Genomic DNA, 24,187 nt, shown 5'->3' with positions numbered 1-24,187 from the left:
AGTAAACGATGGCTGATTTACCGATCAACGACCTAAACGTCGCCTCCAACGAGACGCTGATCACTCCCGATCAGCTCAAGCGTGATATCCCTCTGAGCGACGCTGCCCTGCGCACCGTCACCAAGGGTCGCGAAGTCATTCGCAACATCCTGGATGGCACCGACCACCGCCTGTTTGTCGTCATCGGGCCGTGCTCGATCCACGACATCAAGGCTGCCCACGAATACGCCGAGCGCCTGAAGGTGCTGGCCGCGGAAGTGTCCGATACCTTGTATCTGGTCATGCGCGTGTATTTCGAGAAGCCACGCACCACCGTCGGCTGGAAAGGCTTGATCAACGACCCGTACCTGGACGACTCCTTCAAGATTCAGGACGGCCTGCACATCGGTCGTCAGCTGTTGCTGGACCTGGCCGAGATGGGCCTGCCAACCGCGACCGAAGCCCTCGACCCGATCTCCCCGCAGTACCTGCAGGACCTGATCAGCTGGTCGGCCATCGGCGCGCGCACCACTGAATCCCAGACTCACCGTGAAATGGCCTCCGGCCTGTCTTCGGCCGTCGGCTTCAAGAACGGCACCGACGGCGGCCTGACCGTGGCTATCAACGCCCTGCAATCGGTTTCCAGCCCGCATCGTTTCCTGGGGATCAACCAGGAAGGCGGCGTGTCGATCGTCACCACCAAGGGCAATGCCTACGGTCACGTGGTGCTGCGCGGCGGTAACGGCAAACCGAACTACGATTCGGTCAGCGTCGCACTGTGCGAGCAAGCGCTGAACAAAGCGAAGATCAAGCCGAACATCATGGTCGATTGCAGCCACGCGAACTCCAACAAGGACCCGGCACTGCAACCGCTGGTGATGGAGAACGTCGCCAACCAGATCCTCGAAGGCAACCAGTCGATCATCGGCCTGATGGTCGAAAGTCACCTGAACTGGGGCTGCCAGGCCATCCCGAAAGACCTCGCCGACCTGCAATACGGCGTGTCGATCACCGATGCCTGCATCGACTGGTCCGCTACAGAAAATACCTTGCGCAGCATGCATGCCAAGCTCAAGGACGTGCTGCCGAAACGCGCTCGCACCTGATCACTTTTCAGCGCACAAAAAAACGCCGGGCTAAACCCGGCGTTTTTTTATGTGTTCGTTTTACTGGCTCAGCTTGGCCGCATGCCGCTGGTGACGCTCCATGTAGCGCTCCACGTAGGAACACGAAGGAATGACGGTGTAGCCCATTTCCTCGGCGTACTGCAGCGCCTGCTCGGTCAGGGCTGCCGCGATGCCGCGACCACGCAAGGCATTGGGCACAAACGTGCGATAGATATCCAGGGTCTGTTTCCCCAGATCCATATAGGTCAGGTAGGCACGATGACCGTCCACATTGGTCTCGAACTGATGACCAGCCTGGTCATGGTGGATGGACAACGCCTCACTCATCACTACTCCTCGCGGGTCTTTGATTCTGACCCCTACCTTACCGATGTTTTTCCGGCGAAGGAACATCTACGCCAACCCGTGCCTCAATGGACACCGAGAAGAACTGCACCGATCTCGCGCAACCGAGCACGTATCAAATAGTAGGCACCATTGGCAGAAAATGCTCAAGGTACGCTCGTCATCATGCAAGGTTGGGCAGGTGCTGTTCCGGGGTTACGCAGGGGCGGCTCGACCGAAGATCCCGGGTGGTCGATCGCCTGAACATTGCCGGATGTTGAGACTTAAGACGAGCGCCCTTCTTTTAAGTCACCTCAACTAGGAGAAAGATATGAGAGGTGCGCCGCAAATCCCGAACAAAAGTGTAGACGAATCCATGTAGACAGACTTTAGCCAAGACCGCGAAAACACTCGCGGCCGCCGGGAACTTTTTCGTGCCAACTCGCTCAGTGCGGGCCTTGCAGCTGGATATTTTTTAATCAATTGCAAGTAAAAGTTGCTCGAAAAAGAATCAACGCCTACAATTTTTTTGGCTTCTTGCTTTACGTCAGTTTACTTACGACAAGTAATGGGTAGTATGTACGCCGGCTATTTCCTCACTCTGAGGAGACAGCTAACTTAATAGAAAGTCCTTGAAGGGGAACACGATGAACAACGTTCTGAAATTCTCTGCTCTGGCTCTGGCCGCAGTTCTGGCTACCGGTTGCAGCAGCGTATCGAAAGAAACCGAAGCACGTCTGACCGCTACTGAAGACGCAGCTGCTCGCTCCCAGGCTCGTGCAGACGAAGCTTACCGTAAAGCTGATGAAGCTCTGGCTGCTGCTCAAAAAGCACAACAGACTGCTGACGAAGCTAACGAGCGTGCTCTGCGCATGCTGGACAAAGCTAGCCGCAAGTAATAATCCCTCGGGATTGTTATCAAGCCGACCCATTTTTTGGGTCGGCTTTTTTATTGCCCGGGGTTTTGTCCAGGCAATAAAAAACCCGCCGACGCGGTCAGCATCGGCGGGTTCCTTTCAAGCATTACTGCAACGGATCGATCGGCGTACTCGTCACCATTGGCGCCGAGGAATTCGGCACTCCGATTTCCACCGGCAGACCATCTTCGGCGGCAACCACGTCGCGGACCACATCCCAGTTCATGCGCAGGTTGTTGGTGATGTCCTCACGCTTGAGCATCGCATTGATCACCGCGGTGTGTTTGTCGACCACAGAAGGATTGCCCTTGTCGTCCAGCGGCGTATGCGCTTCCAGGTACACCTTGCCGCCACTGACACCGAACTTGTACGGGTCACTGATAATGCGCACCGACGTGCCTACCGGCACCATGCTCGCCATTTCCAGCACGTTGTTGTTGAACATGCGGAAGCAACCGTGGCTGGTGCGCATGCCGATGCCGAACTTCTTGTTCGAACCGTGGATCAGGTAACCCGGTGTGCCCAGGGTGAATTTAAACGGCCCCAGCGGGTTGTCCGGGCCGGCCGGCACCACGTTTGGCAACGGATCACCGTCTGCAAGGTGCTCGGCCTTGATCGAGGCTGGAGGCGTCCAGGTCGGGTTCGGCGTCTTGGCCGTGATGGTGGTGTGAGCGATCGGTGAACCCCAACCCTCGCGACCGATGCCCAGCGGGAAGGTGTAAACCACATTCCGGCCTTTCGGATAGTAGTAGAGACGGTATTCGGCCAGGTTGATGACGATACCTTCACGGGGTCCTGGTGGCAGGATGAAGCGCGTCGGCAGCACGATTTCGGTACCGGCGCCCGGCAGCCATGCATCGACGCCAGGGTTGGCCGCGACCATTTCCGAGTAACCCAGGTCGTAAGTGGTGCCAAGGTCGGCGAAGGTGTCTTCGTACTTGGCCTTGATGACCTGAACCTGGCCGACGATGTCTTCACCGGGCGGTGGCAGGGGCAACTCCAATGCTGCTACGGGGCCTGCCACACAAAGGGCGGCAAGAGACAGGCAGCGGGTGACGGCAGGAAAACGCGGCAACATCCGGAAAATCCTTCGCAGGGTCAGGGGTAAAAACGAGATTGTACACCGACGTCCGTAAATTCGGGGAGTTGGCCGATAGCACGCTATCTTTATTGCATCAAAGCTCGAAGCGCAGCTCTGGCCAGATCGGCGAAGTGCCGCGTTTCTGCGATTCCAGGATCGCCCGGCACAGCGAGCACAGGCGCTGGTCCTGGAAAACCCGACGGTCGACGCTCGACCAGCGCGGCTGCGCCGGAAGCAGGCTGCCGCACAGGGTTCGATCGGCCGAGCCACCGAGTTCCAGCTGACGGGTCACCAGATGCACCCGCACTTCCTGGCAGGCGAACAGATCCAGCTGTTCGTCAGGCTCGATCAGTTGGTAGGCAAAAAGTGACCAGGCGGGACGCGGCATCGGGGGCTCCAAATCGGGGGCGCCACCTTAGCCGAAACGCCGCCGCTAGAAAAGCGTCAAAGCAGCGGTTTCAGTGTCGGCCAGACATTTTCCAGCAACTTGTCCTGAGCCCCCGCAGCGGGGTGCAAGCCGTCGGCCTGCATCAGGTCCGGGTGACCGCCCACGCCATCGAGAAAAAACGGCACCAGCGGGATTTTTTTCTCAGCGGCGACGTTGCTGTACACCTCGGCGAAAGCCTTGGTGTAGCGCGCGCCGTAGTTGGGTGGCAGTTGCATGCCGAGCAGAAGCACCTTGGCCCCACTGGCGCGGGAGCTGTCGATCATCGCTGCAAGGTTTTGTTGCAATTGCGTTGGGAGCAATCCGCGCAGGCCGTCGTTGCCGCCCAGCTCGAGGATCACCAGCTCCGGCTTATGCTCTGCAAGCAGCGCAGGCAGGCGCGCCTGACCTCCGGCACTGGTGTCGCCGCTGATGGATGCGTTGACCACCTTGTCGTCGAAACCTTCGCGCTTGAGCCGTTGCTCGAGCAACGAGACCCACCCAACGCGGGTATCCAGTCCGAAACCAGCGCTGATACTATCGCCAACGATCAGGACTGTACCCGCCGCTGCGTTCTGGGCCATGCACATCAAGGCCAGGCCAGCACTCAAAAACCACACACGCATCGGATTCTCCATGGGCGCAAGCATTCTCACCGCGAAGAACCTCAGCAAAGTGGTTCCCAGCGCGGAAGGTGAACTGACTATCCTGCACGAACTCAGCCTGGAACTGAACAAGGGCGACAGCCTGGCCATCGTTGGCGCGTCCGGTTCCGGCAAATCCACCCTCCTCGGCCTGCTCGCGGGCCTCGACCTGCCGAGCAGCGGCGAAGTCACCCTCGCCGGCCAGGGCCTGAGCAATCTCGATGAAGACCAGCGCGCGCGCATTCGCGCCGAACATGTGGGTTTTGTCTTTCAATCATTCCAGTTGCTCGATAGTCTCAATGCCCTGGAAAACGTCATGCTGCCGCTGGAACTCGATGGCCGCAAAGACGCTCGTGAGCGTGCCACCGAATTGCTGCAAAGGGTCGGCCTCGGCCAGCGCCTGACCCACTCTCCACGCCAGCTCTCCGGTGGCGAACAGCAGCGCGTGGCGATTGCCCGTGCGTTTGCCGCCGAGCCCGACGTACTGTTCGCCGACGAACCCACCGGCAACCTCGACAGTCACACCGGCGAGCGCATCAGCGACTTGCTGTTCGACTTGAACAAGGAGCGCGGCACGACCCTGGTGCTGGTGACCCACGATGAACGCCTGGCACATCGCTGCCGGCGCCTGATCCGACTTGAAGCCGGCCTGCTGGTCGCCCCTCTGGAGCCTTGATGGCACGCTTGCCGCTGTTGCGCCTGTTCAGTCTCGCCCTCCGCCAACTGCTGCGCGACGCTCGCGCCGGTGAGTTGCGCGTGTTGTTCTTCGCCTTGTTGGTGGCGGTGGCGGCGAGTACCGCCATTGGCTACTTCGGTGCCCGCCTGAACGGCGCCATGATGCTGCGCGCCACCGAATTTCTTGGCGCCGATCTGCTGCTTGAAGGCAGTTCACCGGCGCGACCCGAACAGATCAGAAGCGGGACGGAGCTGGGCCTTGAACATGCGCAGGTGGTGGAGTTCTCCAGCGTCATCGCCACCGACAACGGCATTCAGCTGTCCAGCATCAAAGCTGCGGACGATGTCTATCCCCTGCGCGGTGAACTGAAAAGCGCCCCCGCGCCCTTCGCTCCGGAAGAGCCCGGCGGAGGACCGAAACCCGGAGAGGCCTGGGTCGAGGCACGACTGCTGACCGCACTGGACCTGAAGATCGGCGACAGCATCGACGTCGGCATGCGCACGCTGAAACTGGCGCGAGTGCTGACCTACGAACCGGATCGCGCCGGTAATTTCTACAGCCTGACGCCACGCGTGCTGATCAACCTCAGCGACCTTGCCGCCACCGGCGTGGTGCAACCCGGCAGCCGCGTCAGTTACCGCGAACTCTGGCGCGGCAACGCCGAAGCACTGGAAACCTATCGTCAATTGATCAAACCCGGCCTCGCCGCCAACCAGCGCATCCAGGATGCACGCGACGGCAACCGGCAGATTGGTGGCGCCCTGGGTAAAGCCGAACGTTACTTGAACATGGCGAGCCTGGTGGCGGTCCTGTTGTCCGGTGTAGCGGTGGCGCTGTCGGCGACGCGTTTCGCCACCCGCCGCTTCGATGCCAGCGCGTTGTTGCGTTGCCTGGGTCTTTCCCGCCGGGAAACCATGGTCCTGTTCAGTTTGCAGCTGATGGTGCTCGGACTGTTGGCCAGCATCAGCGGGGCATTGATTGGCTGGCTGGCGCAGCTTGGCCTGTTCGCGCTGCTGCATGATTTGTTGCCCACCGACGTTCCACCGGGAGGTCTGTTTCCGGCCATCGCCGGGATCGGCACCGGGCTGGTGGCGCTGGCCGGTTTTGCCTTGCCCCCCCTCGCGGCGCTGGGCCGGGTTCCGCCCTTGCGGGTATTGCGCCGCGACATGCTGCCGATTCCTTCCAGCACCTGGATGGTCTACGGCGCGGCATTGGGCGCTCTCGGGCTGATCATGTGGCGCCTGAGCCTCGACCTGGTGCTGACCTTCGCCCTGCTCGGCGGTGGCGTGATTGCGGCGCTGGTGTTGGGAGGCTTGCTGTTGCTGCTGCTGAAAAGCCTGCGTCGGATGCTCGCGCGTGCTTCGTTGCCGTGGCGTCTCGGGTTGGGTCAATTGCTGCGTCATCCACTGGCCGCCGCCGGACAATCCCTGGCCTTCGGTTTGATTCTGCTGTCCATGGCGTTGATCGCCCTGCTGCGCGGTGAGCTGCTGGATACCTGGCAAAACCAGTTGCCGAAAAACGCGCCGAACTATTTCGCGCTGAACATCCTGCCGGCAGACAAACAGGCCTTCACCGATCGCCTGATCGAACTGTCGGCACAATCGGCGCCGCTCTACCCGGTCGTACCGGGACGGTTGATCAGCATCAACGGTGAGCCGGTGCAGGACATCGTCAGCAAGGACTCGGCCGGAGATCGGGCGATCCAGCGCGACCTGAGCCTGACCTGGGCGGCGGACCTGCCGGCAGGCAACAAGCTCACCGCGGGAAACTGGTGGAGCGAACAGCCAGCAGATGACATTCCCGGCGTGTCGGTAGAAGGCAAAGTCGCTGAAAGCCTGAAGCTCAAGCTGGGCGATCACATGGTGTTTACCGTCGGCGGTGTCAATCGCGAAGCGAAAGTCACCAGCCTGCGGGAGATCAACTGGGACAACTTCCAGCCGAACTTCTTCATGATTTTCCAGCCAGGAACGTTGAAGGATTTACCGGCGACTTACCTGACCAGCTTCTATCTGGCAGCCGGTCATGATCAGCAGATCGTCGACCTGTCCCGCGCCTTTCCGGCGGTAACCATCCTGCAAGTCGAAGCCCTGCTGGAGCAACTGCGCAGCATCCTCGCCCAGGTCACCCTGGCGGTGGAATATGTGCTGTTGTTCGTGCTGGCGGCGGGGATGGCGGTGCTGTTTTCGGGCCTGCAAGCGACGCTGGATGAACGCATCCGCCAAGGCGCATTGTTGCGAGCGCTGGGGGCCGAGCGGCAATTGCTCGTCAAGGCCCGGCGAATCGAGTTCGGTCTGCTCGGCGCGGTCAGCGGATTGCTGGCAGCGCTGGGTTCGGAACTGGTGAGCCTGGTGCTGTACCGTTACGCGTTCGATCTGCCTTGGCACCCGCATCCATGGCTGTTGGTACTGCCATTGATCGGCGCTGCGCTGATCGGCGGCGCCGGCGTGTTCGGCACCCGTCGGGCGTTGAACGCCAGCCCCCTGACAGTGTTGCGCGAGGGTTGATAGACTCAAGCCTTCTCCATCACAAGAAGTTGCCATGAGCCGTTATCGCCCTCCCCGCACCGCTGGCACCGCGCTGATCACCCCTGAAGGTGAAGCGCGGATGCGGGCCGAGTTCCATGAGCTCTGGCATGTGCGCCGACCGCAAGTCACGCAATCGGTCAGCGAGGCCGCGGCGCAAGGTGATCGCTCCGAAAATGCCGAATACACCTACGGCAAAAAGATGCTGCGCGAGATCGACAGCCGCGTGCGTTTTCTGACCAAACGCCTGGAAGCACTCAAGGTGGTCAGCGAAAAGCCCAGCGATCCGAACAAGGTTTACTTCGGCGCCTGGGTCACGATCGAGGATGAGGACGGCAAGGAGTCGCGCTACCGCATCGTCGGCCCGGATGAACTGGACTTGAAACTGGGCCTGATCAGTATCGACTCACCCTTGGCTCGCGCCCTGATCGGCAAGGCGCTGGACGCCGAAGTTCGGGTGCAAACGCCTACCGGCGAACAGTGCGTCTATATCGTGGCGATCGAATACCCCTAGGCCTTAGCGGCGGGTAATCAACCCTTGTCGGGCCACGCGGGTCAGTTGTTTGATCACTTCAGGCGCGTCTTCGAGGCTGGGCGACTGAATCACCGCCAGGTCGAAACTGTCGCTGGCAAATCGAGCCAGCGACTCACCGTCTTCGACAAACTGAATCAGGAATGCTGCCGGTCCGCCGGTACGACGTGGCCAACCATCCAGATAACGCAGGAGCGTCGGCTGATGTTTGCCGCCAAGCAGGATTTTTGGATTGCGCTGGGTGAGATGTGCCGTGATCGGCGCGGGACGTACAACGGGGTTTAGTGCATTCATCGTGTCGTGTCTCTGCCTCAAAAGTCTGCATGGCAGGTGAGAGGCAACACCGAACCAGCGCTTTAGCGGTATTTCGAAGCCTGTTTCAGGCTTCTATCGGCAACTGAATGAGTCACCTGGCGCCCCGCAAGTAGCTGTTTAAATCGGCGCATGAGCAGCATCCTAGAGAAGCTGACTGGACAGTGTCAAGAATGACGCACAACAAAAAAAAGGCCCGCACAATGCGGGCCTTTTCGTTGAGCCAGAGCGATCACCCAGCAATGGCGCGGTCGGCGGACAGTTTGCCGGCGCCTTCGATCAGCACGGCGATGCTGCCACCCAGCAGGGCCAGGGCGAATTCATAACCGTTGTTGGCCATGAACAAACCGTTAGGCAGGTGCACCGAGAAGATCGCCACCAGCGAGAGGATGGTCAGGCCGAGGGCTGCCGGACGGACCAGCAAGCCGATGATCAAGGCAAGACCGCCGAAGAACTCAGTACCGCCCGCCAGCGTCGCCATCAGGTAGCCCGGCGCCAGACCGATACTCTCCATGTACTGCGCGGTGCCGGCCAGACCGTAACCACCGAACGCCCCGAAGAGTTTCTGCGCACCGTGGGCAGCGAAGATGATGCCGACGAAGATTCGCAAAACAGTCAGGCCGTAGCCAGCGCGGGTAAACAGTACCTTGTTGATCAGTGAGCTCATGCTGTGTCATCCATTGTGAGTTTGTGTGTTGGTTGGCCGCGATATTAATCAATAAATCAAATGTTAAAAGCGCAATTATTTCGCCATAACGATCAGCTTAGTCGATCATTTCCGTAAGGCCACTTTCTGCCCCTGGGGCTCCAACGACTCCCGTTCCCGATCGAACGCCAGGTAATACTTGTTCACGCTATTAACATAGCTGACGGGGCCCATTCCCACCTGCTCCATGGCGATGCGCTCGACCTGGAAGAACCATTGATTGGGGTTCAGACCCCGGCGCCGGGCTTCGGCGCGCATGCCCTGAACCCGCTCTGGCCCGATGTTGTAGGCCGCCAGCACGAACGCCATGCGCTCACGCTCGTTGAGTTTGGGGCTGGCAAAAAACTTGCGGCGGATCATCGCCAGGTACTTGGCCCCGGCCTGAACGTTGGCATCGAGGTCCTGAATGTTACTGACCCCCACACGCTGGGCCGCGGACGGCGTGATCTGCATCAGGCCGGTGGGGCCGCTTCCGCTGCGGGCATTGGGTTGCAGCGCGGATTCCTTGAACGCCAGTGCCGCCAGGTTCAGCCAGTCCATGCCTTGGGCAGCAGCGTGTTTCTGCAGCACCGGTCGAAGTTTTTCCAGCCGCTGGCGATTTGCCTTGGCCAATGGATAGTGCACTTGATACAGGCGCCGATAGATCCTCAGGAACGCCGCGTCCTGATCCGAGGGCTTTTTGTAACCGGTGAGGAAGCGGTCGATACTGGCCCGCAGCATCGAGGCGTCGCGACGCACAAACCAGAACTCTTCGCCCGGCTCGCTGATCAGCACCTGCCGATCGAAGCGTAGCTTGGGCAGGATCTTGCCCCAGCGCTCGGCAATCGGTTGCTCGACGATCGTCAGGTGAAAGATGCCGCCCTGAACCATTTCCAGCACGTCTTCGACCGCCAGGCTCGGATCGACCCACTCGATCTTCACCGGGGCCAGTTTGTGCAGGGCGAGTTTTTGATTGATCTGACTGATCGCTTCACCGGCGGCGCTGCCGGTGGGCAATGCCAGGGTTTTGCCGGAAAGTTGTTCGAGGTGGGTGTAGCGTTTCTCGCCTTTGATCCCGACCAATACCAGCGGGATGTTGCTGGCAATGGGCTCACTGGTGCTGACGGCGTAACCCGGTTGCAGATCGAGCAATTCCCCCGGCGCAACCAGATCGCCCTCCCCGCGCTGTAATGCGCCGAGCAGTTGATCCTTGGCTTTGGGGATGATCTTGAGGGTGACTTCCTGACCGTCGCGGGCGTGGCCATTGAGGTATTGCTCGAACGCGCGCAACCGATGGTATTCGACGCCGATGGCCTGGCCCTGGACTTCGCCGGAGCTGTTGCGGCTCTGGTTGACCAGCACCTTCAGCACACGGCTGCTGCGGATTTCCTGCAGGTCGCGCACCTTGGCTGCTGGCACGGCTTGCAGCGGGCCGGCCAGACGCGCAACCGCCGGCATCGGCAGCAGCAACGAACCACACAGCAGTAACAAAATCGAGGGACGTGTCATCCACTCTCCGGAAAGAATACTGGGCCGATTTCAAAAAATGAGTGAAATCGAACGACAGAAACAGAGCGCTTGAGCGCTGGCAAAGTGCGAAAGACTGGCACAGTGATGGCACACTGACCACCCCGGCTTGCCTCGCGGCATCAAAAGACAGCTTTAACTCGTTGTAGTTCTTGGCTTTTCTTATAAATCTACAGCTCTGATATGCTTTCCGGCCTTTGGTCCGAGGTAGCACCATGCAACTCATCGATATCGGCGTCAACCTGACCAACCCCAGTTTTGCCGACAAACACCGGGCTGTACTCGACCGCGCATATGCCGCCGGCGTCTGCCAATTGGTGCTCACCGGCACCAGTGTCGAAGGCAGTGAACAGGCGCTGGAACTGTGCCAGCAACTGGATGACACAGCGCAACGGCTGTTCGCCACCGCCGGCATTCATCCTCACTCGGCCAGCGACTGGAACGCCGACAGTGCCCAGCGTCTACGCAGTTTGCTCAAAGAGCCGAACGTGGTGGCCGTGGGTGAATGCGGGCTGGATTTCAATCGCGATTTTTCGCCGCGTCCGCAACAGGAAAAAGTCCTCGAAGAGCACTTGGCGATGGCGGTCGAACTGCAATTGCCGGTGTTTCTCCACGAGCGCGACGCCAGTCAACGCTTGCTGGAAATCCTCCGCGACTACCGCGACCAGTTGCCGGCTGCCGTGGTGCATTGCTTCACTGGCGAGAAAAAAGCGCTGTTCAGCTACCTCGACCTGGACTTGCACATCGGCATCACCGGCTGGATCTGCGACGAGCGTCGCGGCACGCATTTGCATCCGCTGGTGAAAGAAATCAAGCGCGGGCGGTTGATGCTGGAGAGCGATGCGCCGTATCTGTTGCCGCGCAGCCTGCGGCCCAAGCCGAAGAATGGCCGTAACGAACCGGCGTATCTGACTGAAGTGTTGCGGGAAGTGGCGTTGCATCGCGGGGAAAGCGAGGAAGAACTGGCGGCTCACAGCACCGCATGCGCGCGGGCCTTTTTCGGGCTGCCAATACTCGACTGAGGTCTTGATTATTGTAGGAGCGAGCTCGCTCGCGATGACCTCCAAAACACCGCGTTTATCCAGCATAAACGCGTCATTGTTGGAGACCATCGCGAGCAAGCTCGCTCCTACAGTTTTAGTGGTTGCTACGCAGCATTTCCTTTGGCACGTACTTGCCGATCTCGAACTTGCCGATTGCCGCGCGGTGCACTTCGTCCGGGCCGTCGGCCAGGCGCAGGGTGCGCTGCATCGCGTACATGTAGGCCAGCGGGAAATCGTTGGAAACCCCTGCCCCGCCATGGATCTGGATGGCCCGATCGATAACGCGCAGGGCCACGTTCGGTGCGACCACTTTGATCTGCGCGATTTCGCTCTTCGCCACTTTGTTGCCGACGGTGTCCATCATGTACGCCGCTTTCAAAGTCAGCAGGCGTGCCATGTCGATTTCCATCCGCGAGTCGGCGATCTTGTCGATGTTGCCGCCCAGACGCGCCAACGGCTTGCCGAACGCCGTGCGGTTTACCGCGCGTTTGCACATCAGTTCCAGTGCACGCTCGGCCATGCCGATCGAACGCATGCAGTGGTGAATCCGGCCCGGGCCAAGACGACCCTGTGCGATTTCGAAGCCGCGTCCTTCACCCAGCAGAACGTTTTCGTACGGCACCCGGACATTTTCGAACAGCACTTCAGCGTGACCGTGTGGCGCGTCGTCGTAACCGAACACCGGCAGCGGACGAACGATCTTCACGCCAGGGGCATCCACCGGCACCAGAATCATGGAATGCTGGGCGTGGCGCGGCGCGTCGGGATTGCTCAGGCCCATGAAGATCAGAATCTTGCAGCGTGGATCGCAGGCACCCGAGGTCCACCATTTCTTGCCGTTGATCACCCACTCGTCACCGTCACGCACGGCGCGGGCGGCCATGTTGGTGGCGTCGGAGGACGCCACGTCCGGCTCGGTCATGGCGAACGCCGAGCGGATTTCACCGCGCAGCAGCGGTTCGAGCCAGCGTCGTTTCTGTTCTTCGTTGGCGTAACGCACCAGCACTTCCATGTTGCCGGTGTCGGGCGCCGAGCAGTTGAACGGCTCGGGGCCCAGCAGTGAGCGGCCCATGATTTCTGCCAAGGGTGCGTATTCGAGGTTGGTCAGGCCGGCGCCGAGTTCGGACTCAGGCAGAAACAAATTCCACAGGCCTTCGGCCTTGGCCTTGAGTTTGAGTTCTTCCATGATCGCAGTCGGCTGCCAACGGTCGCCCTCGGCAACCTGGCGCTCGAACACGGCTTCGGCGGGATAAACGTAGGTGTCCATGAACGCGGTCACGCGCTCACGCAGTTCTTGCACCTTGGGCGAATAAGCGAAATCCATGAGCAGCTACCTTCTTGAGGGAGGTTGTTTAGGTCATGCAATCGATGCTAGAACAGCTACGAAAATTTACCTAGCCTATTCTCGGCGTGTATTAACATTCATCACCGATATATGATCGGGTGATTGCCGAGGCCCCCGGCCTCATCAAAATGCCCCAACAATAAGAGTGCAGCGCAATGAATCTGAGCAAGGTCGACCTCAACCTTTTCATCGTCTTCGACGCGATCTACACCGAAGCCAACCTGACCCGCGCCGGGCAGATTGTCGGCATTACCCAGCCGGCGGTCTCAAACGCTCTGGCACGCTTGCGCGAGACCTTCAACGATCCGCTCTTCGTTCGCACGGCCCAGGGCATGGTGCCCACGCCGATGGCGCAAAACATCATCGGTCCGGTGCGCAATGCCCTGTCTCTGCTGCGGGTATCGGTGCAGGAAAGCCGCATCTTCAACCCGCTGCAGGCAGTCAAGACTTACCGCATCAGCATGACCGACCTCACCGAAGCGGTGATCCTGCCGCCGCTCTTCCAGCGCCTGCGACGCCTGGCGCCGACGGTGATCATCGAAAGCTTTCTGTCCAAGCGCCGCGAGACCACCAAGGAACTGGCGGCCGGGCGTCTCGACTTTGCGGTGGACGCGCCGCTCAACACCGACCCACAGGTGCGTCACGTCAAGTTGATGGAAGACCGTTACGTGTGTGCCATGCGCAAGGGCCATCCGCTGGCGGGCAAAGAGAAATTCACACTCGATGATTACCTGTCGCTGACCCACATTCATATTTCCAGCCGCCGCAGCGGTCTCGGCCATGTAGACCTCGCACTCGGAAAAATGGGCATCCAGCGCAAGATCGCCTTGCGTTCCCAGCATTACCTGATGGCGTCGCAGGTGTTGCAACAGACCGACATGGTCATGACCGTGCCGGAACGCTTCGCCCGTCGTCATGATCTGTATTCGGTGAACCTGCCGGTCAACGATGTACCGCTGGTGGAAACCCACCTCTACTGGCATGAAAGCACCGACCAGGACCCGGCCAACCGCTGGATGCGCGAGCAGATGATCGAGTTGTGCCAGCAGGTAACGGCGCATGAGAAGAAGCTTGATAAGGTTTAGGAGCCGAGACCGAGGCGGCCTCATCGCGAGCAAGCCCGCCCCCACATTCGACCGCATTCTTTCTGAAGGAACGCGTTGAAATGTGGGAGCGGGCTTGCTCGCGAAGAGGCCAGTTGGAACACCACAAAACCCTACCCCTTGACGTAAACGTCAACCTGACATTAGCTTAGCGCCATGACCTTTTTCGAGCGCGCCCATGAGCAGCCAGACCTACAGCATTTCCGACCTCGCCCGGGAACTCGACATCACTACGCGGGCCATTCGCTTTTATGAAGAGCAAGGCCTGCTCAGCCCCGAGCGCCGTGGCCAGGAACGCATCTATTCGCCCCGGGACAAAGTCAGCCTGAAGCTGATCCTGAGGGGCAAGCGCATTGGCTTCTCCCTGGCCGAATGCCGTGAGCTGATCGAACTCTACGACCCCACCGGCGGTAACCAGAAACAACTGCAAACCATGCTCAACAAAATCGCCGAGCGCCGCGAGCAGCTGGAGCAACAGATGCTCGACATCGAACAGATGAAGCTGGAACTGGACACGGCGCAGGAGCGCTGCACCCAGGCGCTGGAACAGACGATGAAAAGCCAGCCGGCAATTCAATAATCATACGAAGATCCAGCGTGGGAGCGGGCTTGCTCGCGAATGCGGAATTTCATCCAGCATGGATGTCGACTGACCACCGTATTCGCGAGCAAGCCCGCTCCCACGCGGGATCTTCGTTCACCCTTTCAAACAGGTGAATCCCATGTCCCTTCCCTCCCACGTACGCCTGGTCGAAGTCGGCCCCCGCGACGGCCTGCAAAACGAAGCCCAACCGATCAGCGTTGCCGACAAGGTGCAACTGGTCGACGCGCTGACCGCTGCCGGCCTCAGCTATATAGAAGTCGGCAGTTTCGTCTCGCCCAAATGGGTGCCGCAGATGGCCGGGTCCGCCGACGTCTTCGCGCAGATCCAGCGCAAACCGGGCGTGACCTACGGCGCCCTCGCCCCCAACCTTCGCGGCTTCGAAGATGCGATCGCCGCCGGGGTCAAGGAAGTCGCGGTGTTCGCCGCGGCCTCCGAAGCCTTCTCCCAGCGCAACATCAATTGCTCGATCAGCGAAAGCCTGGAGCGCTTCGCGCCGATCATGGAGGCTGCCAAACAGCATGGCGTCAGTGTGCGCGGTTACGTGTCGTGCGTGCTGGGTTGCCCTTACGAAGGCCATGTCGCACCGGAGCAGGTTGCCCGGGTCGCCCGGGAGCTCTACGCCATGGGCTGCTACGAAATCTCGCTGGGCGACACCATCGGTACCGGCACGGCAGGCGCGACACGCAAGATGTTCGACGTGGTGTCCGCCGACGTACCGCGAGAAAAACTCGCCGGGCACTTCCACGACACTTACGGCCAGGCCATGGCCAATATCTACGCCAGCCTGCTCGAAGGCATCGCCGTGTTCGACAGCTCCATCGCCGGCCTCGGCGGCTGCCCATACGCCAAGGGCGCCAGCGGTAACGTTGCCACTGAAGACGTGGTTTATCTGTTGAATGGTTTGGGTATCGATACCGGTATCGACCTGGACGCCTTGATTCTGGCCGGTCAGCAGATTTGCACAGTACTGGGCCGTCCGACCGGCTCGCGCGTGGCCAAGGTTCGTAGCGCGCAATAAGTGCGCGGATGTGTCCGGGTGTTACCGCCAAATCTGAAATGTGGGGCTCAACCGAGTAACACGGAAACAAATTGTCGGGTTTTGACTGAGAGAAAAATCCGACAAAAACTCAAGCCGTTGATTTTAAAGGAATTTTAAAAGTTGGCACGGCTTCTGCTATCTCTATGGCATAACAAGAATAAAAAGCAGCAAACCAATAAAAATAAGACGAAACGACTCTGACATAACAAGAACAACACGGCAGAGACGCAGCTAACAGATTTTTTTGGAGAAGGTGTGCTTTTCAGGGTGCTTTTCGGAGTAACCCGCAACCGGGCAGAGAACAATAAAACTACCTTCAGGTAGCTCCCGAACTGGTTGGATCGCTCAGCGAAAAAGCAGATCAGCGCTCAAAAAAATACGTTTGCTCTTGATCCCGGATGGGGATCGATAAAAACAGCGGTAAAGGGTCACGGTTGCCAAAAACAAAAACAGACCGCCCCTCAATAATAAAAAAAGAGCACGCGCAACGAAAATTAAAGGGGAGCTTCGGCTCCCCTTTGTGCTTTCTGCGATTCAGAATTCTTGATCTTGTGGGAGCTGGCTTGCTAGCGATGAACGATGACGCGGTCTGTATGATGGACCGCGGCGCCTGCATCGCCAGCAAGCCGGCTCCTACGGTATCGCTTTGAGCTCCTCGATACTGATCTCGCGCATCCGGAACTTCTGGATCTTGCCGGTCACCGTCATCGGAAATTCCTCGACGAATTTGAAGTAACGCGGCGTCTTGAAGTGCGCGATGCGCTCCTTGCACCAGGCTTGCAGCTCCTGTTCGGTAGCGCTGTGGCCCGGGTGGAACTTGATCCAGGCGACAATCTCTTCGCCATAGCGCGAACACGGAATACCGATCACTTGCACGTCCGCCACCGCCGGGTGGGTAAAGAAGAACTCTTCCAGCTCCCGCGGGTAAATATTCTCACCGCCGCGAATGATCATGTCCTTGTTGCGTCCGGCAATGCACACGTAGCCTTCGTCGTTCATGCTCGCCAGGTCACCGGTGTGCATCCAGCCGGCCTGGTCGATCGCGTCCGCGGTGCCCTCGGGGTTATTCCAGTAACCAAGCATCACGCTGTAGCCGCGAGTGCAGAGTTCGCCAATGGTGCCGCGCGGCACCAGGTTGCCCGCCTCGTCGATGATTTTGCTTTCCAGTTGCGGCTGGGTACGGCCGACCGTGGTGACGCGCAATTCCAGTTCGTCTGACGGACCGGTCTGCAAAGACACCGGACTTGTTTCCGTCATGCCGTAGGCAATCTGCACTTCGCTCATGTGCATTTCGTTGATGACCCGACGCATCACTTCGATCGGACAGGTCGCGCCCGCCATGATTCCAGTGCGCAGGGTCGACAGGTCAAACTCGGCTCGCTGCGGCTGATCGAGCATGGCGATAAACATGGTCGGCACGCCATAGAGCGCAGTGGCTTTCTCTTCGGCGACAGTGGTCAGGGTCAGCAACGGATCGAACGCATCATTGGGGTAGATCATGGTGCTGCCGTGGGTCATGCAACCGAGGTTGCCCATGACCATGCCAAAGCAATGATACAGCGGCACCGGGATCACCAGCCGATCATTGGCGGTCAGTCCGAGGCTTTCGCCGACCATGTAACCGTTGTTGAGAATGTTGTAGTGGCTGAGGGTCGCGCCTTTGGGGAAACCGGTGGTGCCGGAGGTGTACTGGATGTTTACCGGTTGGTCGAAGTGCAGACTGTCCTGACGCTCGCGCAGTTGTTCGGCGGACACGCCGGCCGCGAGATCGGCCAATTGTGACCAGGGCAGGAAACCCGATGGCGGTTGCGCATCCAGACTGATGACGCCGCGCAGTTCAGGCAGGCGTTCACTTTGTAACTGTCCGATGGATTGCTCTGCCAGCTCGGGTACCAGCCCCTGCAGCATGGCGTGATAGTTGGAGGTCTTGAACGCGCCCGCGCAAACCAGCCATTGGCAGCCTGACTGCTTCAACACGTATTCGAGTTCAGAGCTGCGATACGCCGGGTTGATGTTGACCAGAATCACGCCGATTTTCGCGCTGGCAAACTGGCTGATGCACCACTGCGCGCAATTCGGCGCCCAGATGCCGAGGCGATCTCCGGCCTGCAAGCCCAGCGCCAGCAATGCCCTGGCCTGCAGGTCCACCGCATCGGACAGTTGCTGCCAGGTGTAACGCAGCTGTTGATGGCGCACGACCAACGCCTCTCCAGCCGAGTACTTCGCGACGGTGCTATCGAACGCCTGACCGATGGTCATCGCCAGCAAGGCTTTGTCCTGAGCACCACGGGTGTAGCTGCGTTGCGGGCTTGCACTGGGTTGATCCATGACGACCCCTATTGTCTTTATTAGTGGGTGTTACGGCGGCCACCTGTGGGAGCGGGCTTGCTCGAGAAAGCGGTCTGTCATTCAGCACCAATGTCGACTGATCCGGCGCTTTCGCAAGCAAGACCGCTCCCACAGGGTTGGCTCGCCTTACTATGAACTGGCTCTACTCTCGCTCAAGTTGACGTTAACGTAAAGGGTGATTGACAGCCATTCGTCACAGGCTTACGTTAACGTAAAGGTGAGAGCTGAATCACTGCTCTCCTCACACTACAAAAAAGCCAAAAGGTGCCCCATGAGCTACCCATCCCTGAACTTTGCCCTCGGTGAAACCATCGACATGCTGCGCGATCAGGTTCAGTCCTTCGTCGCCAAAGAGATCGCCCCGCGCGCCGCTCAGATCGACATCGACAACCTGTTTCCCGCCGACCTGTGGCGCAAATTCGGCGACATGGGCCTGCTCGGCGTTACCGTGCCGGAAGAGTATGGCGGTGCAGGCCTGGGTTACCTGGCCCACGTGGTCATCATGGAAGAAATCAGCCGTGGCTCGGCCTCGGTTGCCTTGTCCTACGGCGCGCACTCCAACCTCTGCGTCAACCAGATCAACCGCAACGGTAATCACGAACAGAAAAGCAAATACCTGCCCAAACTGATCAGCGGCGAGCACATCGGCGCTCTGGCCATGAGCGAACCGAATGCCGGTTCCGACGTGGTGTCGATGAAACTGCGCGCCGACAAACGTGGCGATCATTACGTTCTCAACGGCAGCAAAACCTGGATCACCAACGGCCCCGACGCTAACACCTACGTGATCTACGCCAAGACCGACCTGGAAAAAGGCCCCCACGGAATCACCGCGTTCATCGTCGAACGTGACTGGAAAGGCTTCAGCCGCAGTAACAAGTTCGACAAGCTCGGCATGCGCGGTTCGAACACCTGCGAGCTGTTCTTCGATGACGTCGAAGTGCCGGAAGAAAACATTCTCGGCGTACTTAACGGTGGCGTGAAAGTGCTGATGAGCGGCCTCGATTATGAACGCGTCGTGCTTTCGGGCGGCCCGACCGGGATCATGCAGGCTTGCATGGATCTCATTGTTCCGTACATCCACGACCGCAAGCAGTTCGGCCAGAGCATCGGCGAGTTCCAGCTGATCCAGGGCAAGGTCGCCGACATGTACACCCAACTCAATGCCAGCCGCGCCTACCTGTATGCCGTCGCTCAAGCCTGCGAACGCGGCGAGACCACTCGCAAGGACGCCGCCGGTGTGATCCTCTACAGCGCCGAACGCGCCACGCAAATGGCCCTCGACGCGATCCAGATTCTCGGCGGCAACGGCTACATCAACGAATTCCCGGCCGGGCGTCTGTTGCGTGACGCCAAGCTGTACGAAATCGGCGCCGGCACCAGTGAGATTCGTCGCATGCTAATCGGTCGCGAACTGTTCAACGAAACCCGCTGAAACGGAGCTGTCCATGGCTATCCTGCATACCCAGCTCAACCCCCGTTCGGCGGAGTTCGCGACCAACCGCGCGGCGATGCTCAAACAGGTCGACGCCCTGCACACCCTGCTCGCGCAAGTGCAGCAAGGTGGCGGCCCGAAGGCGCAAGAACGCCACACCTCGCGGGGCAAATTGCTGCCCCGTGAGCGAATCAATCGCCTGCTCGATCCGGGCTCGCCGTTTCTCGAGATCAGCCAACTGGCGGCTTACGAGGTGTATGGCGAAGACGTGCCGGCCGCTGGCGTGATTGCCGGGATCGGCCGTGTGGAAGGCGTCGAGTGCATGATCGTGGCCAACGATGCCACCGTGAAAGGTGGCTCGTATTACCCGCTGACCGTGAAGAAACACCTGCGCGCACAGACCATCGCCCAGCAGAATCGCTTGCCGTGCATTTATCTGGTGGATTCGGGCGGCGCCAACCTGCCGCGCCAGGATGAAGTGTTTCCGGACCGCGAGCACTTCGGGCGGATCTTCTTCAACCAGGCCAACATGAGCGCCATGGGCATTCCGCAGATCGCCGTCGTCATGGGCTCGTGCACCGCCGGTGGCGCTTACGTGCCGGCGATGGCTGACGAAGCGATCATGGTGCGTGAACAGGCGACTATTTTCCTTGCCGGTCCACCGCTGGTGAAAGCCGCGACCGGTGAAGTGGTCAGCGCCGAGGATTTGGGCGGCGCCGATGTGCACTGCAAGATTTCCGGTGTCGCCGACCACTACGCCGAGAGCGATGAACACGCCTTGGCCATTGCCCGACGCTGCATCGCCAACCTCAACTGGCGCAAGCTCGGTGAAGTCCAGCAACGCACGCCCATCGCCCCGCTCTACAACAGCGACGAGTTGTACGGCGTCGTGTCGGCGGACGCCAAGCAACCGTTCGACGTGCGCGAAGTGATTGCGCGACTGGTAGACGGCTCGGTGTTCGACGAATTCAAGGCACTGTTCGGGACGACGCTGGTATGCGGTTTTGCCTACCTGCACGGTTACCCGATCGCGATCCTCGCCAACAACGGCATCCTGTTCGCTGAAGCGGCGCAGAAAGGCGCGCACTTCATCGAACTGGCCTGCCAGCGCGGCATCCCGTTGCTGTTCCTGCAAAACATCACCGGTTTCATGGTCGGCCAGAAATACGAGGCTGGCGGCATCGCCAAGCACGGCGCGAAACTGGTGACCGCCGTGGCGTGCGCCAAGGTGCCGAAATTCACCGTGATCATCGGCGGCAGCTTCGGCGCCGGTAACTACGGCATGTGCGGGCGAGCCTACGATCCGCGCTTCCTGTGGATGTGGCCTAACGCACGCATCGGCGTGATGGGCGCCGAGCAAGCGGCAGGCGTTCTGGTGCAAGTCAAACGCGAACAGGCCGAGCGCAGTGGCCAGGGTTTCAGCGCCGAGCAGGAAGCCGAGATCAAGCAACCGATCCTCGATCAATACGAAGAACAGGGCCACCCTTACTACTCCAGTGCGCGGCTGTGGGATGACGGTGTCATTGATCCGGCGCAGACCCGCGACGTGTTGGCCCTGGCCTTGTCCGCGTCGTTGAACGCGCCAATCGAACCGAGCCGCTTCGGCGTGTTCCGGATGTGATTTTCTGTGGGAGCGGGCTTGCTCGCGAAGGATTCACCGCGGTTTATCTGATGCACCGCGTTATCGTTCTTCGCGAGCAAGCCCGCTCCCACATGAGTTGTGGAGACGGACGAATATGAGCGACTTCAACACCCTCGAGCTGCAGACCGACCCGCGGGGTTTCGCCACCCTGTGGCTCAGCCGAGAAGAAAAGAACAACGCCTTCAACGCTGAAATGATCCGCGAACTGATCCTCGCCCTGGACAAGGTCTCGGGCGATGCCAGCCTGCGTTTCCTGCTGGTGCGCGGACGCGGCAGGCATTTCAGCGCCGGTGCCGACCTGGCGTGGATGCAGCAATCCGCCGAGCTCGATTACCACACCAATCTGGACGACGCCCGGGAACTGGCGGAGTTGATGTACAACCTCGCCAAGCTGAAAGTGCCGACCCTGGCCGTGGTACAAGGCGCGGCGTTCGGCGGCGCGCTGGGCCTGATCAGTTGCTGCGATATGGCCATTGGTGCCGATGACGCGCAATTCTGCCTGTCGGAAGTGCGTATCGGCCTGGCACCGGCGGTGATCAGCCCATTCGTGGTGCAAGCCATCGGCGAACGCGCGGCGCGCCGTTATGCCCTGACCGCCGAGCGTTTCGGCGGGCAGCGGGCACGGGAAATAGGTTTGTTGTCGGAGAGCTATCCGATCAATGAGCTGGAGCAGAAAGTCGAGCAATGGATCGACAACCTGCTGCTCAACAGCCCGGCGGCCATGCGCGTCAGCAAAGACTTGCTGCGTGAAGTCGGTAACGGTGCGCTGACGCCGGCGCTGCGCCGCTACACCGAAAATGCCATCGCGCGCATCCGCGTCAGCCCCGAAGGCCAGGAAGGCCTGCGCGCCTTTCTGCAAAAACGTCCGCCGAGCTGGCAGGCCGAAACCACCCCCAAGGAGCCGCGTTGATGAGTGCACCTGTTATCACCTCTCTGCTGGTGGCCAACCGTGGCGAAATCGCTTGCCGGGTGATGCGCACCGCCAAGGCGCTGGGCCTGACCACCGTCGCCGTGCACAGCGCCACTGACCGTGAAGCCCGGCACAGCCGCGAAGCGGATATCCGCGTCGACCTCGGTGGCAGCAAGGCCGCCGACAGCTACCTGCAAATCGACAAACTCATCGCTGCCGCCAAGGCCAGCGGCGCTCAAGCCATTCATCCCGGCTACGGCTTTCTGTCCGAGAATGCCGGGTTCGCCCGTGCGATCGAAGCGGCGGGCCTGATCTTCCTCGGCCCGCCCGCCTCAGCCATCGATGCAATGGGCAGCAAGTCCGCCGCCAAGGCCCTGATGGAAACCGCTGGCGTGCCACTCGTGCCGGGTTATCACGGCGAAGCTCAAGACCTCGACACCTTCCGCGACGCCTGCGAACGCATCGGCTATCCGGTGCTGCTCAAGGCGACGGCGGGCGGCGGCGGCAAAGGCATGAAAGTGGTCGAGGACGTCAGCCAACTGGCCGAAGCCCTGGCCTCGGCTCAGCGTGAGGCGCAATCCTCGTTCGGCGATTCGCGGATGCTGGTCGAGAAATACCTGCTGAAGCCGCGCCACGTAGAAATCCAGATCTTCGCCGATCAGCATGGCAACTGCCTGTACCTCAACGAGCGGGATTGCTCGATTCAGCGTCGGCACCAGAAAGTCGTCGAGGAGGCACCGGCGCCAGGCCTGAGTCCAGAACAGCGTCGTGCCATGGGCGAAGCCGCCGTGCGTTCGGCGCAGGCCATCGGTTATATCGGCGCCGGCACCGTGGAATTCTTGCTGGATGCGCGCGGCGAGTTCTTCTTCATGGAGATGAACACGCGCCTGCAAGTCGAGCACCCGGTCACCGAAGCCATCACCGGCCTCGATCTGGTGGCCTGGCAGATTCGCGTAGCACGGGGTGAAGCGCTGCCGATGACCCAGGACCAGGTGCCGTTGATCGGTCATGCGATTGAAGTGCGTCTGTATGCCGAAGATCCGGGCAATGATTTCCTGCCGGCCACCGGGCGTCTGGAGCTGTATCGAGAGTCTGCTGAAGGTCCGGGACGACGGGTCGACAGCGGTGTTGAAGAAGGCGATGAGATTTCACCGTTCTACGACCCGATGCTCGGCAAGCTGATTGCCTGGGGTGAGGATCGTGAGCAGGCGCGCCTGCGCTTGTTGAGCATGCTCGATGAGTTCGCGATTGGCGGGCTCAAGACCAACATCAATTTCCTGCGTCGAATCGTTGGTCATCCGGCGTTTGCAGCGGCAGAACTGGATACCGGGTTTATTCCGCGTTATCAGGAGCAACTGCTGCCGGAACCTTCGCCGCTCAGCGATGAATTCTGGCAAGCCGCAGCGCAGGCGTTCGCCCAGAGCCAGCCTCGTTCACCGCGGGTTGATGACCTGAGTTCGCCTTGGGCCGACAGCAACGGTTTCCGGGCCGGCCTGCCGACCGAAGTCACCTTGCACCTGAGTTGTGAAGGTCAGGACCGTGCATTGACGTTGGGCGACCGCACTGCCCAAAGCGCCCAACTCAAAGGCGAGCAACTGCTGACCGAACACAACGGCGTGCGCCGCCAGCATCGGGCAATCCGCCGCGACGGCATTGTGTATCTGCAATGGGAGGGTGAATTGCGCCGCATCGAGGCCTACGACCCGATCAGCGCCGTCGAAGCCAGTCACAGCCATCACGGCGGGCTCACTGCCCCCATGAACGGCAGCATCGTGCGGGTGCTGGTGGAAGCCGGGCAAGCGGTCGAAGCCGGGGCGCAGTTGGTGGTGCTGGAAGCGATGAAGATGGAGCACAGCATTCGTGCGCCACACGCCGGGGTGATCAAGGCGTTGTATTGCCAGGAAGGCGAAATGGTCAGCGAAGGCAGTGCGTTGGTCGAACTGGAAGAAGCCTGAAATGAAGATCGG

At 60.2% G+C, this 24,187-nt stretch carries 22 protein-coding genes; 13 read left to right on the top strand and 9 right to left on the bottom strand.

Annotated features, from left to right (window positions below; translation table 11 throughout):
- Positions 1-8 precede the first annotated feature (8 nt).
- A complete protein-coding gene (locus FBY04_RS16895) occupies positions 9-1,085 on the top strand; it encodes a 3-deoxy-7-phosphoheptulonate synthase (RefSeq protein ID WP_017339811.1) in 1,077 nt (358 codons plus the stop codon).
- A 60-nt stretch (positions 1,086-1,145) separates the two neighbouring features.
- Here FBY04_RS16895 and FBY04_RS16890 read toward each other — a convergent pair whose 3' ends face one another.
- Positions 1,146-1,433: a GNAT family N-acetyltransferase gene (locus FBY04_RS16890; protein WP_020800382.1), complete on the bottom strand. Its 288-nt coding sequence runs from the start codon at positions 1,431-1,433 to the stop codon at positions 1,146-1,148.
- Between the two features lie 644 nt (positions 1,434-2,077).
- Here FBY04_RS16890 and oprI point away from each other — a divergent pair.
- The gene (gene oprI, locus FBY04_RS16885; protein ID WP_002553018.1) at positions 2,078-2,329 is read left to right on the top strand and encodes an outer membrane lipoprotei OprI; all 252 of its coding nucleotides are present in this window, start codon (positions 2,078-2,080) and stop codon (positions 2,327-2,329) included.
- Positions 2,330-2,453: 124 nt separating this feature from the next.
- Here oprI and FBY04_RS16880 read toward each other — a convergent pair whose 3' ends face one another.
- The 3 genes from FBY04_RS16880 to FBY04_RS16870 all read right to left on the bottom strand — a co-directional run bounded on the left by FBY04_RS16880 (position 2,454) and on the right by FBY04_RS16870 (position 4,478).
- The gene (locus FBY04_RS16880; protein WP_084319884.1) at positions 2,454-3,425 is read right to left on the bottom strand and encodes a L,D-transpeptidase family protein; all 972 of its coding nucleotides are present in this window, start codon (positions 3,423-3,425) and stop codon (positions 2,454-2,456) included.
- 97 nt (positions 3,426-3,522) lie between these two features.
- A complete protein-coding gene (locus tag FBY04_RS16875) occupies positions 3,523-3,816 on the bottom strand; it encodes a hypothetical protein (RefSeq protein ID WP_003226812.1) in 294 nt (97 codons plus the stop codon).
- A gap of 56 nt (positions 3,817-3,872) precedes the next feature.
- Positions 3,873-4,478 (bottom strand): arylesterase, encoded by a 606-nt coding sequence (locus tag FBY04_RS16870; RefSeq protein WP_084319882.1) that lies wholly within the window; start codon positions 4,476-4,478, stop codon positions 3,873-3,875.
- A 10-nt stretch (positions 4,479-4,488) separates the two neighbouring features.
- On the opposite strand from FBY04_RS16870, the gene FBY04_RS16865 reads away from it, so the two are divergent.
- Genes FBY04_RS16865 through greB form a run of 3 tightly spaced genes read left to right on the top strand, consistent with a single transcriptional unit; the run spans position 4,489 to position 8,208 of the window.
- Positions 4,489-5,172 (top strand): ABC transporter ATP-binding protein, encoded by a 684-nt coding sequence (locus FBY04_RS16865; RefSeq protein WP_084319880.1) that lies wholly within the window; start codon positions 4,489-4,491, stop codon positions 5,170-5,172.
- Positions 5,172-7,676, top strand: a complete 2,505-nt coding sequence (locus FBY04_RS16860; RefSeq protein ID WP_145315843.1) for an ABC transporter permease — start codon at positions 5,172-5,174, stop codon at positions 7,674-7,676. The genes FBY04_RS16865 and FBY04_RS16860 overlap by 1 nt, the downstream gene beginning before the upstream one ends.
- Positions 7,677-7,710: 34 nt before the next feature.
- Positions 7,711-8,208 carry a transcription elongation factor GreB gene (greB, locus tag FBY04_RS16855; protein ID WP_017339816.1) on the top strand — a complete coding sequence of 166 codons (498 nt, stop codon included), beginning with the start codon at positions 7,711-7,713 and terminating at the stop codon, positions 8,206-8,208.
- 3 nt (positions 8,209-8,211) lie between these two features.
- On the opposite strand, the gene FBY04_RS16850 is transcribed toward greB, so the two are convergent.
- The 3 genes from FBY04_RS16850 to FBY04_RS16840 all read right to left on the bottom strand — a co-directional run bounded on the left by FBY04_RS16850 (position 8,212) and on the right by FBY04_RS16840 (position 10,732).
- A complete protein-coding gene (locus FBY04_RS16850; protein WP_084319875.1) occupies positions 8,212-8,520 on the bottom strand; it encodes a hypothetical protein in 309 nt (102 codons plus the stop codon).
- A gap of 250 nt (positions 8,521-8,770) precedes the next feature.
- Positions 8,771-9,205: a DoxX family protein gene (locus tag FBY04_RS16845; protein ID WP_084319873.1), complete on the bottom strand. Its 435-nt coding sequence runs from the start codon at positions 9,203-9,205 to the stop codon at positions 8,771-8,773.
- A gap of 105 nt (positions 9,206-9,310) precedes the next feature.
- Positions 9,311-10,732, bottom strand: coding sequence for a transglycosylase SLT domain-containing protein (locus FBY04_RS16840; RefSeq protein WP_084319870.1), 1,422 nt, complete (start codon positions 10,730-10,732; stop codon positions 9,311-9,313).
- Positions 10,733-10,965: 233 nt separating this feature from the next.
- Here FBY04_RS16840 and FBY04_RS16835 point away from each other — a divergent pair, with 233 nt between their 5' ends.
- A complete protein-coding gene (locus FBY04_RS16835; protein ID WP_084319868.1) occupies positions 10,966-11,772 on the top strand; it encodes a TatD family hydrolase in 807 nt (268 codons plus the stop codon).
- A gap of 115 nt (positions 11,773-11,887) precedes the next feature.
- On the opposite strand, the gene FBY04_RS16830 is transcribed toward FBY04_RS16835, so the two are convergent.
- Positions 11,888-13,117 carry an acyl-CoA dehydrogenase gene (locus FBY04_RS16830; protein ID WP_145315842.1) on the bottom strand — a complete coding sequence of 410 codons (1,230 nt, stop codon included), beginning with the start codon at positions 13,115-13,117 and terminating at the stop codon, positions 11,888-11,890.
- Positions 13,118-13,293: 176 nt separating this feature from the next.
- Between FBY04_RS16830 and FBY04_RS16825 the strand changes: the two genes are divergently transcribed.
- From FBY04_RS16825 to FBY04_RS16815, 3 genes are all read left to right on the top strand, one after another.
- Positions 13,294-14,223, top strand: coding sequence for a LysR family transcriptional regulator (locus tag FBY04_RS16825; RefSeq protein WP_145315841.1), 930 nt, complete (start codon positions 13,294-13,296; stop codon positions 14,221-14,223).
- A gap of 196 nt (positions 14,224-14,419) precedes the next feature.
- Positions 14,420-14,821 carry a MerR family DNA-binding transcriptional regulator gene (locus FBY04_RS16820; RefSeq protein ID WP_084319864.1) on the top strand — a complete coding sequence of 134 codons (402 nt, stop codon included), beginning with the start codon at positions 14,420-14,422 and terminating at the stop codon, positions 14,819-14,821.
- 142 nt (positions 14,822-14,963) lie between these two features.
- On the top strand, positions 14,964-15,863 hold the full coding sequence (locus FBY04_RS16815) for a hydroxymethylglutaryl-CoA lyase (RefSeq protein ID WP_145315840.1): 900 nt from the start codon (positions 14,964-14,966) through the stop codon (positions 15,861-15,863).
- A 654-nt stretch (positions 15,864-16,517) separates the two neighbouring features.
- Here the strand turns inward: FBY04_RS16815 and FBY04_RS16805 are convergent.
- Positions 16,518-18,212 carry an AMP-binding protein gene (locus tag FBY04_RS16805; protein ID WP_084319860.1) on the bottom strand — a complete coding sequence of 565 codons (1,695 nt, stop codon included), beginning with the start codon at positions 18,210-18,212 and terminating at the stop codon, positions 16,518-16,520.
- 292 nt (positions 18,213-18,504) lie between these two features.
- Here FBY04_RS16805 and FBY04_RS16800 point away from each other — a divergent pair, with 292 nt between their 5' ends.
- The 4 genes from FBY04_RS16800 to FBY04_RS16785 all read left to right on the top strand — a co-directional run bounded on the left by FBY04_RS16800 (position 18,505) and on the right by FBY04_RS16785 (position 24,175).
- The gene (locus FBY04_RS16800; RefSeq protein ID WP_017339825.1) at positions 18,505-19,668 is read left to right on the top strand and encodes an isovaleryl-CoA dehydrogenase; all 1,164 of its coding nucleotides are present in this window, start codon (positions 18,505-18,507) and stop codon (positions 19,666-19,668) included.
- Between the two features lie 13 nt (positions 19,669-19,681).
- Positions 19,682-21,289, top strand: coding sequence for a carboxyl transferase domain-containing protein (locus tag FBY04_RS16795; protein ID WP_145315838.1), 1,608 nt, complete (start codon positions 19,682-19,684; stop codon positions 21,287-21,289).
- Positions 21,290-21,404: 115 nt separating this feature from the next.
- Positions 21,405-22,220 (top strand): gamma-carboxygeranoyl-CoA hydratase, encoded by an 816-nt coding sequence (locus FBY04_RS16790; protein WP_084319856.1) that lies wholly within the window; start codon positions 21,405-21,407, stop codon positions 22,218-22,220.
- Positions 22,220-24,175 (top strand): acetyl/propionyl/methylcrotonyl-CoA carboxylase subunit alpha, encoded by a 1,956-nt coding sequence (locus tag FBY04_RS16785; RefSeq protein WP_145315837.1) that lies wholly within the window; start codon positions 22,220-22,222, stop codon positions 24,173-24,175. The genes FBY04_RS16790 and FBY04_RS16785 overlap by 1 nt, the downstream gene beginning before the upstream one ends.
- Positions 24,176-24,187: the final 12 nt, after the last annotated feature.

This window comes from Pseudomonas sp. SJZ080, assembly GCF_007828295.1.
Taxonomy (GTDB): Bacteria; Pseudomonadota; Gammaproteobacteria; order Pseudomonadales; family Pseudomonadaceae; genus Aquipseudomonas; species Aquipseudomonas migulae_A.
This window is presented reverse-complemented; position numbering and strand designations above follow the sequence as displayed.

Bases quoted from the DNA above. Each gene is read 5' to 3' on its own strand.
- FBY04_RS16860 (WP_145315843.1), top strand. From the start codon at position 5,172: ATGGCACGCTTGCCGCTGTTGCGCCTGTTCAGTCTCGCCCTCCGCCAA.
- oprI (WP_002553018.1), top strand. From the start codon at position 2,078: ATGAACAACGTTCTGAAATTCTCTGCTCTGGCTCTGGCCGCAGTTCTG.
- greB (WP_017339816.1), top strand. From the start codon at position 7,711: ATGAGCCGTTATCGCCCTCCCCGCACCGCTGGCACCGCGCTGATCACC.
- FBY04_RS16890 (WP_020800382.1), bottom strand. From the start codon at position 1,433: ATGAGTGAGGCGTTGTCCATCCACCATGACCAGGCTGGTCATCAGTTC.
- FBY04_RS16805 (WP_084319860.1), bottom strand. From the start codon at position 18,212: ATGGATCAACCCAGTGCAAGCCCGCAACGCAGCTACACCCGTGGTGCT.
- FBY04_RS16870 (WP_084319882.1), bottom strand. From the start codon at position 4,478: ATGCGTGTGTGGTTTTTGAGTGCTGGCCTGGCCTTGATGTGCATGGCC.
- FBY04_RS16895 (WP_017339811.1), top strand. From the start codon at position 9: ATGGCTGATTTACCGATCAACGACCTAAACGTCGCCTCCAACGAGACG.
- FBY04_RS16825 (WP_145315841.1), top strand. From the start codon at position 13,294: ATGAATCTGAGCAAGGTCGACCTCAACCTTTTCATCGTCTTCGACGCG.
- FBY04_RS16840 (WP_084319870.1), bottom strand. From the start codon at position 10,732: ATGACACGTCCCTCGATTTTGTTACTGCTGTGTGGTTCGTTGCTGCTG.
- FBY04_RS16800 (WP_017339825.1), top strand. From the start codon at position 18,505: ATGAGCTACCCATCCCTGAACTTTGCCCTCGGTGAAACCATCGACATG.
- FBY04_RS16790 (WP_084319856.1), top strand. From the start codon at position 21,405: ATGAGCGACTTCAACACCCTCGAGCTGCAGACCGACCCGCGGGGTTTC.
- FBY04_RS16875 (WP_003226812.1), bottom strand. From the start codon at position 3,816: ATGCCGCGTCCCGCCTGGTCACTTTTTGCCTACCAACTGATCGAGCCT.
- FBY04_RS16830 (WP_145315842.1), bottom strand. From the start codon at position 13,117: ATGGATTTCGCTTATTCGCCCAAGGTGCAAGAACTGCGTGAGCGCGTG.
- FBY04_RS16845 (WP_084319873.1), bottom strand. From the start codon at position 9,205: ATGAGCTCACTGATCAACAAGGTACTGTTTACCCGCGCTGGCTACGGC.
- FBY04_RS16820 (WP_084319864.1), top strand. From the start codon at position 14,420: ATGAGCAGCCAGACCTACAGCATTTCCGACCTCGCCCGGGAACTCGAC.
- FBY04_RS16850 (WP_084319875.1), bottom strand. From the start codon at position 8,520: ATGAATGCACTAAACCCCGTTGTACGTCCCGCGCCGATCACGGCACAT.
- FBY04_RS16865 (WP_084319880.1), top strand. From the start codon at position 4,489: ATGGGCGCAAGCATTCTCACCGCGAAGAACCTCAGCAAAGTGGTTCCC.
- FBY04_RS16785 (WP_145315837.1), top strand. From the start codon at position 22,220: ATGAGTGCACCTGTTATCACCTCTCTGCTGGTGGCCAACCGTGGCGAA.
- FBY04_RS16880 (WP_084319884.1), bottom strand. From the start codon at position 3,425: ATGTTGCCGCGTTTTCCTGCCGTCACCCGCTGCCTGTCTCTTGCCGCC.
- FBY04_RS16795 (WP_145315838.1), top strand. From the start codon at position 19,682: ATGGCTATCCTGCATACCCAGCTCAACCCCCGTTCGGCGGAGTTCGCG.
- FBY04_RS16815 (WP_145315840.1), top strand. From the start codon at position 14,964: ATGTCCCTTCCCTCCCACGTACGCCTGGTCGAAGTCGGCCCCCGCGAC.
- FBY04_RS16835 (WP_084319868.1), top strand. From the start codon at position 10,966: ATGCAACTCATCGATATCGGCGTCAACCTGACCAACCCCAGTTTTGCC.